At 30.1% G+C, this 16849-nt stretch carries 11 protein-coding genes; 5 read left to right on the top strand and 6 right to left on the bottom strand.

Translation table 11 applies throughout. The features are described from left to right. Positions 1-248: 248 nt before the first annotated feature. Positions 249-2150 (bottom strand): sigma-54-dependent Fis family transcriptional regulator, encoded by a 1902-nt coding sequence (locus tag RH99_RS00550; protein WP_010232985.1) that lies wholly within the window; start codon positions 2148-2150, stop codon positions 249-251. 374 nt (positions 2151-2524) lie between these two features. Here RH99_RS00550 and RH99_RS00555 point away from each other — a divergent pair, with 374 nt between their 5' ends. The 3 genes from RH99_RS00555 to RH99_RS00565 all read left to right on the top strand — a co-directional run bounded on the left by RH99_RS00555 (position 2525) and on the right by RH99_RS00565 (position 5969). Then, the gene (locus RH99_RS00555) at positions 2525-3511 is read left to right on the top strand and encodes a zinc-dependent alcohol dehydrogenase (protein WP_010232987.1); all 987 of its coding nucleotides are present in this window, start codon (positions 2525-2527) and stop codon (positions 3509-3511) included. Positions 3512-3543: 32 nt separating this feature from the next. Then, on the top strand, positions 3544-4563 hold the full coding sequence (locus tag RH99_RS00560) for a 2-keto-3-deoxygluconate permease (RefSeq protein WP_010232989.1): 1020 nt from the start codon (positions 3544-3546) through the stop codon (positions 4561-4563). A gap of 260 nt (positions 4564-4823) precedes the next feature. Further along, positions 4824-5969, top strand: a complete 1146-nt coding sequence (locus RH99_RS00565; RefSeq protein WP_010232990.1) for a glycerate kinase — start codon at positions 4824-4826, stop codon at positions 5967-5969. A gap of 175 nt (positions 5970-6144) precedes the next feature. Here RH99_RS00565 and RH99_RS00570 read toward each other — a convergent pair whose 3' ends face one another. The 5 genes from RH99_RS00570 to RH99_RS00590 form a co-directional block, all read right to left on the bottom strand. Further along, positions 6145-7431 (bottom strand): DUF2399 domain-containing protein, encoded by a 1287-nt coding sequence (locus tag RH99_RS00570; RefSeq protein WP_010232993.1) that lies wholly within the window; start codon positions 7429-7431, stop codon positions 6145-6147. A 19-nt stretch (positions 7432-7450) separates the two neighbouring features. After that, positions 7451-11512 (bottom strand): TIGR02680 family protein, encoded by a 4062-nt coding sequence (locus RH99_RS00575; RefSeq protein ID WP_010232996.1) that lies wholly within the window; start codon positions 11510-11512, stop codon positions 7451-7453. Next, on the bottom strand, positions 11499-12674 hold the full coding sequence (locus RH99_RS00580; protein WP_010232998.1) for a TIGR02678 family protein: 1176 nt from the start codon (positions 12672-12674) through the stop codon (positions 11499-11501). Before RH99_RS00580 ends, RH99_RS00575 begins: the two co-directional genes overlap by 14 nt. Next, complete coding sequence (locus RH99_RS00585) at positions 12674-14212, bottom strand: TIGR02677 family protein (RefSeq protein WP_243441426.1); 1539 nt, start codon at positions 14210-14212, stop codon at positions 12674-12676. Before RH99_RS00585 ends, RH99_RS00580 begins: the two co-directional genes overlap by 1 nt. 165 nt (positions 14213-14377) lie before the next feature. Further along, entirely contained in the window at positions 14378-14590 is a 213-nt protein-coding gene (locus RH99_RS00590; protein WP_010233002.1) for a hypothetical protein, read from the bottom strand. Positions 14591-14912: 322 nt separating this feature from the next. On the opposite strand from RH99_RS00590, the gene ppnP reads away from it, so the two are divergent. Next, positions 14913-15227, top strand: a complete 315-nt coding sequence (gene ppnP / locus RH99_RS00595; protein WP_010233003.1) for a pyrimidine/purine nucleoside phosphorylase — start codon at positions 14913-14915, stop codon at positions 15225-15227. After that, positions 15217-16737, top strand: coding sequence for a SulP family inorganic anion transporter (locus tag RH99_RS00600; protein ID WP_010233004.1), 1521 nt, complete (start codon positions 15217-15219; stop codon positions 16735-16737). The genes ppnP and RH99_RS00600 overlap by 11 nt, the downstream gene beginning before the upstream one ends. Positions 16738-16849 lie beyond the last annotated feature (112 nt).

The raw sequence follows: 16849 nt of genomic DNA on the forward strand, positions 1-16849 counted from the left end.
ACACGTAGTATATCTTATTTTTATAATTATTATATTAATATATTTTATACGATTAAATTGTTGATTTATTAACCTTCAATATTATTTTAGCACAATTTACTTTAATTTACAATACATTTATGATATTTTAATAATTTTTATAATGTTTTATTGTTAATTTAGCAATAATATATTCCCTTTAATAAATTTTTTCATTTATATTAACACCTATGTCACATCAAAACATTGTATCCATAAAAATCTATCTTTTATCTTACATCAAATTTTTTTATCTTTCTCCACAGAGTTGAACGATCAATTCCAAGAAGTTCTGCCGCCTTTTTTTTATTAAACTGTGTCTTTATTAATGCTTGTTCAATAATTTCTCTTTCAGAAGCATGCATGTCTATATTAAATGAATTATTGTTACTATTTAAAGTATAGTTGTCATCAAGCTCTCTATTATATAGGGAATCATACATATCAGAATAGCTCACAGTATCAGAATTACTTAGTACACATACCCTCTCCACTATATTTCTGAGTTCTCTTACATTCCCCTCAAACTCATAATTTTCTAAAAGTTTTTCAGCTTTAGAACTTAATGAACTTATTTTGCTTCCTATCCTCTTATTAAATATATTAATATAATACATAAATAACTGTAATACATCTTCCCTTCTATAATTAAGTGATGGAATATTTAACCTTAGAACATCTAATCTGTAGAGTAAATCCTTACGAAAAAGTCCATCCTTTACGAGCTGATATATATTTTTATTAAGTGCAGATATAATTCTTACATTTACTGATATAGTCTTGTCATCGCCTATTCTCCTAACCTCATGTTCTTGCAAAACTCTTAAAAGCTTACTTTGAAAGGCCACAGGGAGTTCTGAGATTTCATCAAGGAACAAGGTTCCATTATGTGCAAGTTCTATTAGCCCAACTTTACCACCCTTAACAGCATTAGTAAAAGCCCCACTGCTATATCCAAACAACTCACTTTCTATTAAATTTTCTGGCAAGGAAGCACAGTTTATTGCTACAAAGGGTCCATTTCTACGTGGGCTAGCATTATGTATGCTTTGAGCAAAGAGCTCCTTTCCTGTCCCTGTATCCCCAATAATTAAAATATTTGATGAAACGGATGAAATCTTTTTAGCCTGTTCAATTGTCTGTGCCATAAGATCACTTTTATATATAATATTTTCAAAAGTATATTTTGCCTGAAGTCCATTTACACTCAATTTTTTTCTGATTTGAATTTCATTTTGTTGAACATTTTCAATATTAGTGAAATTTATCATAATACCATTTATAATGCTACCAATATATATAGGTATATATGTTGCAGTTATATTGATATCATCAATTTTATGAAGTTCATTAGATATTTCTTTCTTCTGTAAAAGTACATTTTTGATATTATCATACATAAACGGAAATACATCCTTAATGTCTTTTTCATAAAAGTTTTTCTTTTTATAAAGTTTTTCAAGATATTTTTGAGCTTCCGGATTCATTAATGTTATTTTGAAATCCTTGCCTACATAGATTAAACTATCCTTGGAATTCTCTATAATAATTTTTGAAATTTTACTGCTCTTTATAATTTCATAACTTCTTATTGCTTCATTAATAGCATTCAAAATGGCTTCCTTACCCGTTTTTATTATTAAACACTTAGCATTTTGTTTTTTTACAAATCTACATACTGAGTATCCCCCTACAAAAGCATCACAACCATCTTTCTTTGCAGCTTCAAATATTGAAGGAATATTTTCTGCCTGTTTTTCATTGTAAATTTCTATATTGCAATTTAATAAATCAAAAAAAGGTTTAGCTTCTAATATGGATGTATAATCGCCCATTAAAGCAATCTTCTTAGGACTATACCTTTCATTACACATTCTCAATGCATTTATTATATCTACGGCACTTATAGTTAATTTAATTTTAGGCATTAATGGTTTATATTTTTTTATTTTTTCAAAGGTTAATCCCCTTGCAATTACAATATCCCCTTTTAGCTCATCTACATTTATCTTTTCTGCATGTACTACAGATATATTTTCGTAAAGCATATCTTTTTGAACATGATTATCAAATATCTCCTTTACGTTCTCCTCCATTTCAGGATAAGGAACAACAAAAACTATATTAATCATATTATCATCACTCCGCTCTAATATTTGTAAACGTTTTATAAGTTGCATATGCAACATTCACATATTGCAATCATACAACATATTTAACTTATTTCCAACAAATTTGTAAACGATATCTTTCTGAGGCTTTCATTTTAAATCTTTTTAAAATTTGCCTATATCCATATATATGCTTGTATTTCCTAATAAATTGACTACATTAATCTGAATTTATTCTTTATAAAATTAATATATAGTATAACTTGGCACATCAATTGCTTTATATAAATGTGTGTACACAAAATACTTATTAATCAATCTTGCTTAGTAAGAGTTTATCATTAAACTAGATTTAGATAATTACATTAAATTAAAATTCGAAGGGAGAAATAGACATGAGTGTTATAACAAGAGCAGCTTTATTAAAAGGACCATACGATATTGACTTAGTAGAAAAGGAATTAGTTTGTGGTGAGGATGAAGTAATAGTAAAAAATAATCTTATAGGAATATGCGGTTCAGACAAAAACTTTTATAGAGGTTTCATGCCTAAGAAAACTGCTGAATTCAGAAAAGAACCTAAATTTCCATTTGAACTTGGTCATGAAAGTGGTGGTGTAATAGTAGAAGCTGGAAGCAGAGTTACAGACTATAAAGTTGGTGATAAAGTTATTGCCTTCGGTTGGAACAATAACTACGCTGATTATTTCAAAACTCCTACTTGGCAGCTTCAACCAGTTCCAGAAGGATTGGATCTTGATATTGCAAGTCTTGGAGAACCAATTTCCTGTGCAATGTATTCTGGACTTAACAGCGGAGTACAATTAGGTGACACAGTGGTAGTAATGGGAGGAGGTTTTGCAGGACAAATTATAGCTCAATGTGCAAAGAAAAAAGGAGCCTTCAAAGTTATTGTAGTAGACGTTCTTGATGGAAAACTTGAACTAGCTAAAAAACTTGGTACTGACGTAACTATAAATTTAAAGAAAGAAAACGTAAAACAAATTGTAGATGAACTTACAAATGGAGTTGGTGCTGATGTTGTAGTAGAAGCTGCCGGTACTCAGGAATCTTTTAATATGGCAAGTAATATTATTAAACACAATGGCAAATTTGTATTTTATAGTTGGGTAACTCAACCTGTTACTTTAGATATTAGCAGATGGCATGATGATGGTATTGAATTCATTAATACCTGCCTTGTTCATCACACTTGGCATCACAGATATGTATGGACACCTGAAACTTTAAGACCAGTGCAACAGGGAATTATAGATATTAAACCTCTTATAACAAATGAATTCAAACTTAAAGATATTAAAGAGGGCTTTGATCTAGCTGACAAAGATGATACAGCTATAAAAATAGTATTCCGTCCTTAGTTTTTAATCTATTTATATAGGGGGAAATTTTTATGAAAATAATGAAAACCATGAAAAAGCTACCAGGAGGCGTTCTTCTAGCCCCTGCAATTATTGGTATATTACTTAACACCTTCTTCCCGGATGCATTAAAGATTGGCGGCTTTACAACCGCCCTTTTTAAAGCTTCAACTACAGGCTTCCTTGCACTTTTTATGCTTTGTGCCGGTTCTCAAATAGATGTAAAAAAGGCAAAGGTAGCCCTAGCAAAAGGTGCTGTACTAACAATAACAAAAATTCTTATAGGCGCCTGTATTGGCCTTCTCATAGGTAAAGTATTTGGTAACTCTGGAATCTTTGGTCTAAGTCTTCTTGCTATAATTCCAGCTATGACAAATTCAAACAGCTCGCTATTTGCAGTTTTATCCAGTGAAAATGGAGATGATACAGATGTAGGTGCGGTATCCGTAATAGCACTGAATAATGGTCCACTCTTTACAATGCTGATTTTAGGTGCATCTGGCTTTGCAAGTATTCCTGTAATTTCATTTGTTGCCGTTTTAATTCCAGTTATAGTTGGCTTTGTACTTGGAAATCTAGATCCCGATTGGAGAGAATTATTAAGTCATGGTCATATGTTAATACCATTTTTAGGTTTTTCTATTGGTGCATCTCTTAATTTACAAACTATACTTAATGCTGGTGTTCCAGGTCTCATATTAGGCATAATCACCCTTGTATTTACAGGACTTGGTGGTTACTTTGTATATGGAATATTTCATTGTAAAAGAGCCGTTGGTGCAGCCATAGGAACTACAGCCGGAATTGCATCCGCTACCCCTATGGCACTTGCAGCTATAGATCCAACATTCGCTCCTTTTGCGAGCAGTGCAACAGTACAAGTATCTGCCTCCGTTATAATCACTGCACTGTTATGCCCATTACTTGTAAATTATCTAGGAAAACGAGAAAAAAACCGACATCCTAAAGCAATATTAGAAAATAGTACAAAGGTCGTACAAAATACATTGAACATTGAAAATTCAGAAACTATAAACAATATAAAAAATTAAATACTATTTTATATAAATTTGCTTCATTTTCGAAAAGCCATTGTAAACGTTTTATATATAAAACAGTATAACTTTCTTTGGGGCTGTCTCAAAATGAATCCACCATGGAAAATGTTTACAATAAGGATATGTTAATTTTTAAAATTATATTTAAAAATATTGCTTTTAATGAAGTTAACAGCTAAATACATCTCTAATGCATTTTGAGGCAGCTCCTGCTATAATAAAATTGAACATATCTCATGAAGGGAAGCGAAAGTATGAAAATCGTAATTGCACCTGACTCATATAAAGGAAGTTTGACTGCCTTAGAGGTGGCAAACAGCATAGAAAATGGAATCCGCAGAGTATTTAATAATTCAACTGTTGAAAAAGTACCTATGGCAGACGGTGGTGAAGGTACAGTACAATCATTAGTTGATAGCACTGATGGGAAAATAATAAATACAGTGGTTAAAGGTCCTATTGGAAAAGATGTTACAGCCTTCTATGGCATACTTGGAGATGGTAAAACCGCCATAATAGAAATGGCTGCTGCCTCCGGCCTTCCACTTATTTCTAAGGAAGAAAGAAACCCTATGATAACTACAAGCTTCGGTACAGGACAACTCATAAAAGATGCACTGGACAAAGGTTGTAGAAACATAATTATTGGTCTTGGTGGAAGTGCTACTAATGACGGAGGACTTGGGGTAGCTAAGGCACTGGGAGTAAAGTTCTTTGATAAAGAAGGTAATGATATTGAAGAAGGTGGAGGCAGTCTAGATAAATTAAGTTCTATAGATGTGTCTGATATAGATCCTAGAATAAAGGAATGCAGCATAACTGCTGCCTGCGATGTAGATAATCCTCTTTGTGGCCCTAAAGGCGCATCTCACGTATTTGGCCCACAAAAAGGTGCTGATGAAAATATGATTGAAGTTTTGGATAAAAATTTAGCAAATTATGCTGAAATTATTAAAAAGAATCTATCCCTTTATGTAATAAATACTCCAGGTGCAGGTGCTGCCGGTGGGCTTGGTGCAGGACTTATAGCCTTCTTAAATGCAAATATTAAAAAAGGTATAGATATAGTAATAAACTTAGCAGACCTTGAGGAAAAAATTAAAGATGCAGATCTCGTATTCACTGGTGAAGGAATGATAGATTTCCAAACTGCCTTTGGTAAAACCCCTTTTGGCGTAGCAAAAATTGCTAAAAAATACAATATCCCCGTTATAGCAATTGCAGGAGGAATAGGAAAAGATGCTGAAACTCTTTATTCAAAGGGCTTTGACAGTATTTTTTCCATAGTTGATAGTCCTATGCCTCTTGATGATGCTATGGAAAATGGAAAGATATTAATTGAGAGAACTGCTGAAAGAATTATGAGAGTTTTTAAGGCTTGTAATTATAGTACTAAATAAGATTATAACCTAACTTTTAAAGTTCTCTATTATATTGATAAAATTGAATATTATGCCTGTGGCACTTTCCTTATACCATTAGTAATGTAGTTGCCATAGCTATAAGGTATAAATAGAGACTAACATTGGAATATTAATCCTTTATCAGTCTCTATTTATATGATTTAATTTACTATTAATTATTTTCTATTATATCCTTTACATACGACTCAATAAGTAACTCCTGGTACCCACACATTTTATCCTTTTCCATTTCTTCCTTCACCGCTAAAAGCTCCTTGCTTTCCAGCTTTAAAAACTTGCTTTCTCTGCCCTTAAAGTTCTTATTTCCCTTTATTTTTAAATAATCCTCAATTGTATATCTCCACAGTACTAATTTATCTTTATATCTACATTTAAGCTTGTCAGCTATCATAAGTCCCTCTGGATCAAAGTCCCCAGAATAATACAATATAACGTTATATTTAATAAGCCTATCCAAAAGCATAAAAGAAGCACTATTAAGCTGTCCTCCAGTACAAACAAGTGGCTTTTTTCTTTTCTCTATATTATTTATTACCTCTGAAAATACAGTTGGATTTTCAAAAATAAATACCTTATTATCATTAAATTTCAGCTTATCTACATTGTTAAGGTTTTTTATAGATACATGCAGAGGTTCGCATCTATCATAAAAGCCCTTCCATCCCTCATGTTCTACTTCGTTATTATAAGCTGATATTCCATATACTGTAGTAAATATAGACAATTCATCTCTGGCAATACCAGCTGCATATAATACTTCATTTATCTCCTCTACATTTTTAGGATATCTTATATTCAAATAATAACATAAACCACACATAAATAAATTGAAGGATGATGTCCCTATATCAAAGAAATGAGGATCCTTTGTAATTCGTGATGAAAATATAGGCAAAGGTTCTAATTTATCAGAATTTAATTTTATCTTTGATAAGGCCTTAATAGTTAAATATAATTTTTCATTTAATTCTTTACTATTTGCATTATACTCCTTAATAAAAGTTGAATAACCATACTTCTTTTGATTTAAAGCAGCCTTAAACCAGCTTATACCTCTTTCAAATTCACAAGTTCTTTCTATAATACTATTAAAATATTCCGCTCTTAAAAACTCTTCCTTCTCTTTTAATTCTCTATTAGTAATTAATTCATCTTTAAAGTATTGCCTCATAAAATCTTCAAAAACTAAATCTTTAAATTTTCCCTGCATAAAGTAGTCTATAAATTTTTTTATTGATAATTTTCCTTCTTTTTTCCCGAAAAGTTTATACTCCACAGCTCCTAATACTCTACTTTCCTCTTCAGTTATATTTGATAATATAATGTAGCCAGAAAATCTTCCTACAGACTTATACTTATTGAGTATTTCCTTGAAGATTCTATTTAATTCTTTCTTACCTTTAGCATATTTTACTGCTTCTTTTGTTAATTCCTTCATTTTATCACCTAATTATTCTCTAAACTAAGCACTTTTTTTCTATGCCATTCCAATGATATCTTATGACTGATACAATATCATCATTTTCCTCTCTCAGAAGTTCACAAATAGAAAGGTTATCTACGGTATCATAATCTCCCCAAAGTATTTGAGAATTCAAAACATAATCAAGCTTAAGATCTTTTAAAAGCTTAAACATATCCCTTATATTATTTTCATCCACACCTGCAAAAGCTTCATCCATTGCTATTATTCTTGGACAATCTTTTCTTGCATTTTCATATCTAGCATATACAGCAGAAAATAATGGAATATACATGGACATTGCCTTCTCTCCACCAGAAAATTGAAAGAATGCATTGTTAGTAAGCTCTCTTTTTCTTTCGTTTTTTTTAGTATAGAACAACTTAAATTCAAACCACTTTCTATAATCAAGCACTTCTTTAATTATGCTTTGATAATTTCTGGCTTCTCCAGTTTCCTCGTGAGAACGTATCGCTTCCCTCACTTTATCTCCAAAATGTACTGCCAATTTTTTCATATCATGGTCATTTGCTCTTCCCCCTCTTTCCATCATATCTAAAAGTTCCGTTATATCAAGCTGATCTTCTCTCTCAGCTTTTTGGGGTATCCATTTGAGACTTAAAGTTAATCCACTGGAAGTATCTCTTTCTTCCATAAGTGAATTTATCTTATCTACCCACTGTCTTGAAAGATATATTTTTGCACTTATCTTACTACTTATAGTGTTTAAAAGTACTTCTTCAAATATTCTCCTTTCCTCTGTACTAATTAAAAGCTTTAATTCTTCTATGTCCCTATTAATGGTTTCAAGTAAACCATTAAATGCCATTTTCTTACCCTGAACTCTACAATTTATATCTATTCTTCTTCTTTTATTGATAAAATCTAAATCAATGTCTTGGCTACTTTCTTCAAAAATATGTACTATTTTTGAATTAAATTCTCTAAGTTCTCCAGAATTTTTATGATGTGCTTCAATAAGCTGTTCAGAATAATAATTTCTGTCTTTATCCTCTGACATTTGAATTGTCTGAAGCACTTCTTTTAGCATTTCTATATCCCCTTGTTCTTCAGTCTGAAATATATATTTAAGTGAAACTTCTTCTAAAAATATATTTTCTAATACTTTTAAATATCCTTGTTTTTTAATAAGCTCTTCTTTATAATTATTTAAATCTTTCTCAGCATTCTTTAGGGAAGTTTCAACTTTTCCACTTTGCTTTTGAAGTGCTGCAATTTGCATAGGATTACTATTTTTTATTGACAGACAATGATCAATTTCTTTTTCAATAGCCCCAATATCAAATGTTTTTAATGTATCCTGTAAGGCTTTTTCCTCTGTTTGTGAGTTTTTAAATTTATTTTTATTTATGGATATTTCCCTGTAAATATTATCTATATCCTCATTTAAAGTTTCAATATTTTCCTCAAGATTTTTAATATTTATAGCAGCATTTTTAATTTCTACCTGAGTATATTTAATCTCCATAAGTTGACTTTTAAAATCCATTGCCAATTCTTCTGCTTCTTCGTAGTAGGAATATTTTTTAACAATATTTATACCTTGAGATGTTTCATATATTTTTGACTTTAACTCATTTAAAGCAGATTTTAATTTAAATACTTTATCCTTAACTTTTATTGTTTCATTTTCAAGTCTTTCAATTTCTCTTATTACTGCTGAAATTATATTTACACTTTCCTGCAAATCTTCAAAAGATGGTCTGCTACTATATTCTTCAGCCAATATTTTAATTGTATTATTTATTCTCTGAACAAGTTTTTTCAGTTCTTCAACAGCTTTCTCATTTTCTGAAATCTGTTTTTGTCTATCTTGTATAAGCTTCTCCCTATGCTTTTTTCTTGCACTAAGTCCAATATATTTTGGCTCATAAATTTGTGATGCTTTACCTCTCAATGCTCCAAAAACATAATTACCTTTTTCATCTAATGAAAATAATTTATCCTCATCAAAGTATATACCTTGAAGAATATTGTATACTTCTTCAGGTAAAACTCCCTTAAGTTCTTCTGTATTTACCTTGCAATAATTTGATAAATTATATCTCATCATATTACCTGTTAGGAATATATATTTATCCCACTGATTTTCCTCAAAAGCTAAAGCTTTTTGTCGATTCTCATTATTGACTATAAGTGCATCTAGTATACCCATATCATTTAATGCACTTTCAATAACCTTTCTTAGATTATCCGGTATATCTTTATCAAAATCAATTGCCTTATATAAAGGTATAAAAGATATTCCCTGCTTTGATAACCTTTCTCTATTTTTTTCAACACCTGCTTCTCTTTCAGGCTCTATGTTCTTTTCCATTAGCAGTTCTTCAATTTCATTCTCTAAAACTTTTATTTCTTCTTTTTTCTGTTCAATATTTTTATTTGTAAATTCAAGTTCAACTTTATTTTTAGCATTTATTGAATTGAAACTTGATGTAACTGAATTATCCAGTTCTGTAATAAGCTTATTCTCTGCAGTTCCATCTATTTCATTTATAAATTTAAAGACTTCATTTAAATTTTCCTTTGACAGCTTTAAAGTTTCATTTTTTTCTTCCCATTTAATATATTTTTCCTTAATTTCTTCCTTTACCTCTGTTAAAATCATATTACTTTTTTCAAGTTCTTCTTCTTTTAATTCTTTTTCATTAATCAATAGGTCACATTGCTGCTGATATTTATTAAAATTTTCTTCTTCACTTTCATAATCCCTTAAAAGTTTCTTAACCTCTTTGATTTTACTTATGTATTTTTGTAAACTTGATTCTAGAAATGAAAATTCATAGGTTTCTACATTATCTAAAACCTCTTTTTCAATATATTCACCTTCACTAAAATAAAAATCCTGTGCCAGATCTTTAAGTTCCCTAAGCTTTTCTTTAGCCCTAGAAAGCAGCAAATCTCTATTATCTGATACTTCTTTCAGCTTCCATCCTTTGCTTTTCTCATCTTTTTTCTTATTTTCCAGCTGATTTTCCTTAATTTCTACTTCTTTTCTAAATTCCTGAATTATATTATTAATACTGTTCAACTTTTCTTTTATTCTAAAAGCATCATTGTTTCTAAGACTATCATATTTTTCATTGGCATAACTTAGTTCATCTGAAAGCCTTATAAGTTTTGAACCTGTATCCTTTTGTTCATGAATTAATTTTTCATGTTCTTCTTCCAAAGTTTTTATTTCTCGTTTTTTTGTTTTTACTTCCCTATTTGCTGAATCATATTCTTTGGCCTTTTCATAAAGGCAAAATCTGTTATATTTATCATAATAGTATTTAATGCTATTTACTGCCTTAAGTGCCTTTTCTTTTTCCTCTAGGCTGTTTTGGAGTTGATCCATATTTTCCATAGATTCAGACATTGGTCTTAAATCATCTTCTGACAAAAGCTTAAGTGAATCCGTTAAAATATCATATATTCTAGTTGGTTTAAAATCCTTAGAGAGCTTAGGACTTCTTACTTGAATAAGAAGAGTTAGAAGTTCATCATAGTTCTCTACATCCTCATACCCAAAGAGTACTTCATTTACTTTTGCCATATATTTTTGCTGTGAATCTGTAAAAAAGCTACTGGCTCCCATTTCATTTTGAAGTTGTTTTTTTGTCAAAGCCACCTTAGACTCTAGCTTTTTATAGAGAAAAATATCCTCATTCACTCTTCTTCCATCATTTATAATGAAATACCATGAATCCATAGACTTACCCCTTTGTGCTTTAACTCCCATACCTAATGTAAGATAAGTTTCACTATTACTTCTTTTAAATTCTAAATATAGATAAGCTGTCTTCTCCTCTGTATTTTCGTCTAATAAATAATTTTCAAGCTTACGGGAACGAGTTCCAAAGGGATCAAGTCTTTCAGGAGATTTATTTCCATCCAATAATAAGGGTATAAAGCTCTGCATAGTTACTGATTTTCCACTACCATTTGTTCCTCTTAATAAAAGTTTTCCATCTGAAAGCTGAAATTCTTCTTCGTCATAGTACCAAAAATTTAAAAGTCCAAACTTATTTGCAATCCATCTACTTTGTTCCATTATTTTTTCCCCCTTTACCCTCAGCTTTTTGTTCTTTTAAATTATTATCATAATCTCTCGGATAATCCCCTACAACCTTTGCTACCAGAGGATATATATATATTTTATTATCCCTTTTATCCACCATAGAATAATTCTCCATATAATCAACTACATCAGCATATAATTTTTCTATACTGCACTCCCTATATTCCTTAACCCAGCCATGACCTTTTGATGACTTAACTGATTTTAAAATATTCATAAATTCATCTTCACCAATTATTATAACATCATTAATTTTTCTCTTCAGCTTTCCATCTTCTATCCATTGAAATATGTTTTTATTCAAATGAAGTACCACATCACTTATACCTAGTGAAGAAGGGAAACTATTTTTTACGTTCTCATTTTCATTTGGAACAACTATTGCGCCATTTCTATGTACATGTAAAGACCAATTTAAGTATTTCTTAAAATCATCTTCAATTCTTCCCCTAAATTTTTTTATATAATCATAATCTTCATCTTCAGCCCCTTCATTATACACAACAGGAGATAGTAAAAGCCTTCTATAAACTCTATTTCTTCTCATAAAACCTCTTTCACTATCTATAAGATTTTTATTATACTCCTCAAAATCTTTATAATCTTTACATTTCATTATATCAATAGAGAAATTTCTCACAAAATATTTAGAAATACCTGTATTTTCATAAAGTGCTTCTGATTCTTCATTTTGGGCAAAATCTTTATCCTCTTCTTCATTTACTACAAATAAATTGAGCTTTATAGCAAACTTTATAACATTTACAAGCTGCCTTCTTATTTTATATTCTGTCCAATTTATAGCTCCATTTAGACTGTTGGATGACATAAAATCCACTATATGAGATAAAAGAAATTGCTCTTCTTTATCCTTATCCTCGAGAAACATAAGTAAAAACATCAAAAACACATATTCATTTTTATCCCTAAAATCCTCAATTCCCATCCACTTTTCTGCAGTTCCTGGAAGCTTTTCAAGCTTTATAAAATCATTTCTCATCATAATATCATATCCAAGCTTTTCAGTAATAAAGCTCTTGTAATTCTTTAGACTATCTTTAACAGAATAATACAGTTCTTTATCCCTATCTTTTAAGATAAAATAACTTTCCAACAACTTCTTTAATTCTTCCATTACAAATTTTGCTCCTCAAATTTTATAATATAGTGAGGCATAGTAAAAACTCCATCTTCACATTTTACTTCTACGCTTCTTTCCACTAAATCATTTTTAATACTATACTCTTTACCAAACTCAGTCTTTGATTTTTTTAGCTTTGAATTTTTAGCTTTTGAAAGCCATCTTAATAGTACAAATCTATCCCTAGCAGTAATTTTTGGAAGTCTTTCAAAATCTATTTCATTATTCACTATAAGCCTTTTTATAACTGCTTCTTCCCTAGCTCTTTTAGCCATAATATTTTTAAGCTTTTCTTCCTTTTTCTTACTCTTATCTACTATTGGATTTTTAATAGTTTTTTCCCGGTAATTTCTAACCCTTGGTCTTAATATTACTTCTGTAGGAATTTCATCATATATACTACTGTTTATACTCTCTGTATCTCTAACTGGATTTGCTTTTATGTGATGCATGTTAAAAACACCGAATACAAGAGATGATAATTTATGTGCTTCACCTATACTTTCACACTTATCAAACATATAGGCAAGCTTTCTATACTCTTCTTTTCTATTGGAACTATTTCCCCTTTTATCTGCAATCTGTGCCGCAAACCTTGTTATTCTCCTTATTATTTCATTTGTATTGTCAATTAGCTGTTCAATAAGTGGAGCCCTGTTATTGTAACTTAAAAACCATTCCTTTATACTTAAAAATCTCCCCTTATTTATGTCCTTATATTCTTCTTCCTTAATTTCCTGAGTTGAAATACCTTTTTCATATTCATAGGTACACTGAATTAACTTTTCAATATCTTCTTCAGTAACATTTTTAAGAATTTCTTTTATGAGCAAGCTATTTATTTGTAGACCCCTTATAAAATCCCTAAGATAACTTATAAATCCCTCTTTATATAGGAGAAATTCAGTAGTCTTCATCATTTCCTCAGATTTAGGAGAATAGAATCTACTTACATAGTCCTGATAATTTTGATTTAACGCCTTAAAGTCCCCATTTAAATTCTTCCACCAATTATAAATTTCCTTATTACTCTTTGATAAAATGTTTTTAATTTCCTCAAAATCAATTTTAAAGCGCTCCACCATACTAGCTTCAAGGGAAGCATTATTTTCTACTGTCATGTTTTCAAGAGTTATTAACATTCTCTCTATTTCAATAGTATAGGGAGATAAGGTATACCTAAACTCCTTATTTTTAAACTGTTCTATTGACTTAACCTTAGATGAATCAGCCATAGCTAATAGGTTTTTCCAGCTAGTCAGTGCCTCCAAATCCGCCTTTAAATTGTCTATGGTATAATCACTGAAATCTTCATACTCCTTAAGTTTCAGCATTATATCTTCCTTATAGAACTCATATTTCATCTTTTCATAGCTATCATACATTATTCTAATTATAGCCCTGTATCTCCAAGTATTATCTGTAGACAGATATCTAGTTTCATCCACCTGTTTTTTTAACTTAACATCTAATCTCATACCATCACCTAAATTATCATAATTATTAAATCTACTAATATTATAAATCAACATACACTATTTTAATAAACAAATGTATTACAATGCGTCATTATTGTTTCAAATACTTTATGAAATCTTATGAATTTCTTCTAAACTATCTATTTACTTATTATAATCTATATTACTACTATCTTTCTACCTATTTTATATTACTTATTATTCCTTAAAATTGAAAATTCATGCAAACATAAGTTCTTTTTCAAAGTAAAAAAATCCAGTAAACCTGAAAGAATTTACTGGATTGTATGTTTCAATATATTTTATGCTATCTTCTGTTAACCATTTAGCCCGTCCTTTTTTTACTAGTTGCTTGGCTCTTTTCAAATAAGTTGATGCAATTGAATTATCTTTATTATCTATAACACAAATGTTTTTTATAATGGGTATCATCCCCTTGCTATAGTATTATGATTCTTAGTTTTTTATAATGGGTGCCTTCCCCTGAATCATTAAATTAATTGTACCATGTAAAGGTATTCTTGGATAGCTATTTCTGCAAATACATCTATGAATTTTTACCATATACCTATATAATTATAAAGTACTAATACTTTATCAATGAATCTGATTTCAAAGTCTATTTTATTACACCAAACTTTAGAAGTAACTATCTAGATGGATAACACTGTCATTGAAATCTTATACTCTATTAAAGTAATTAGTATTTAACTAAATAAAATTTACATTCTTATGAAAATTAGGAGGAAAACTAATGAAAAACTTTGAAAATGTATCAATTGTAAAGAAAGCTAATATCTATTTTGATGGAAATGTAACAAGCAGAACAATATTATTCGCTGATGGTGAGAGAAAAACTTTGGGAATTATGATGCCTGGAGAATACGAATTTGGAACTGGAGCAAAAGAACTAATGGAAATTACAGCAGGCATTCTTGATGTACTTCTACCTAATAGCACTGAATGGGTAACTTTTACAGCCGGACAATCCTTTGAAGTACCAGCTAATTCTAGTTTTAAATTAGTAGTAAAAGAAGTTACTGATTACTGTTGTTCTTATGGAGAATAGTATACACAAAATCAACTTTAAAACTGAAATACTCTCTGGACTTACAGTTGCTTTTGCTTTAATACCTGAGGCCTTAGCTTTTACCTTTGTTGCGGGAGTAGAGCCCTTAGTAGGATTATATGCTGCTTTTATAGTAGGATTTATCACATCAATTTTTGGAGGAAGACCTGGAATGATATCAGGCGCAGCAGGATCACTGGCTGTTGTTATGGTAGAACTTGTAGCTAAAAATGGTGTAGAATATTTATTTTTAACCGTAATTTTAATGGGTATTATTCAAATTATAATTGGATTGTTACGATTAGGTAAATTTATTAGACTTATCCCTAAACCCGTAATGTTAGGATTTGTAAACGGACTGGCTATTCTTATTTTTATAGCCCAATTAGGCCAATTTAAATTAAGAGATACAAATGGCTCATTACATTGGATGACTGGAACACATCTTTGGACTATGATTGGATTAGTACTCGTAACTATGGCTATAATTAAGCTTTTACCTAAATTAACCAAAGCAATACCAGCATCATTAGCAGCTATCATTATTGTTTATATATTAGTAAACTTTTTAGGTATAGATACAAAAATGCTTGGGGATGTAGCTAAAGTTGGTGGTGGATTTCCAGTATTTAAGCTGCCAAACGTTCCATTAAACTTGGAAACTTTGAAAATAATATTACCTTACTCGGTAATTCTTGCGGCAGTTGGATTAATGGAATCCCTTTTGACACTGGCTCGTATAGATGAAATTACAGAAACAAGAGGACAGGAAAACAGAGAATGCATGGGTCAAGGGCTAGCTAATATAGTCACCGGTTTCTTTGGTGGAATGGGTGGCTGTGCCATGATAGGACAAAGTATGATTAATATTAGTTCCGGTGGACGTAGAAGATTATCAGGGCTATCAACATCTATATTTTTATTAGGATTTATATTATTCGGATCTAGCCTTATAGAAAAAATTCCCTTATCAGCATTAACAGGTGTAATGTTCATGGTTGTAATTGAAACATTTGAATGGTCAAGCTTTAAAATTATGAAAAGTATACCTAAATCAGATGCTTTTATAATAGTATTAGTTTCAGCTGTTACAGTATTTACAGATTTAGCTATTGCTGTAGGTATTGGTGTTATTGTATCCTCGCTTGTCTTTGCTTGGAAAAAAGGTAAAAATTTAAATATAGAATCTACTATTCATAAAAGTGGTTTTAAAGAGTATTATATAAGTGGGACAATATTTTTTGCTTCCTCTCGCGATTTTATAGAAGCTTTTGATATCAAAAATGATCCAGATAAAATTATTATTGACTTCAAATATGCAAGAGTTTCTGACTATTCAGCTGTAGAATCTATAAATATGCTAACGGAAAAATATAGAAAACCAGGTAAAAAACTTTACTTGAGGAATTTGAGTAAAGAATGTTATAAATTAATAGAAGATGCAGATGGGATAGTAGAAGTTAACATAATTGAAGAAGTAAAATATAAAATGGCAAATGATACTTTATAGCAGATAAAAGTTAACTAAAATTTAGACTTTGAGATGAAACTTTTTGTAGATATTATTTTAGATAAAGATATAAAACTAAAATTTATATATAAAATAATTTTCAGGAGGGACT

Source organism: Clostridium arbusti SL206 (assembly GCF_000246895.1).
Lineage (GTDB): Bacteria > Bacillota > Clostridia > Clostridiales > Clostridiaceae > Clostridium_I > Clostridium_I arbusti.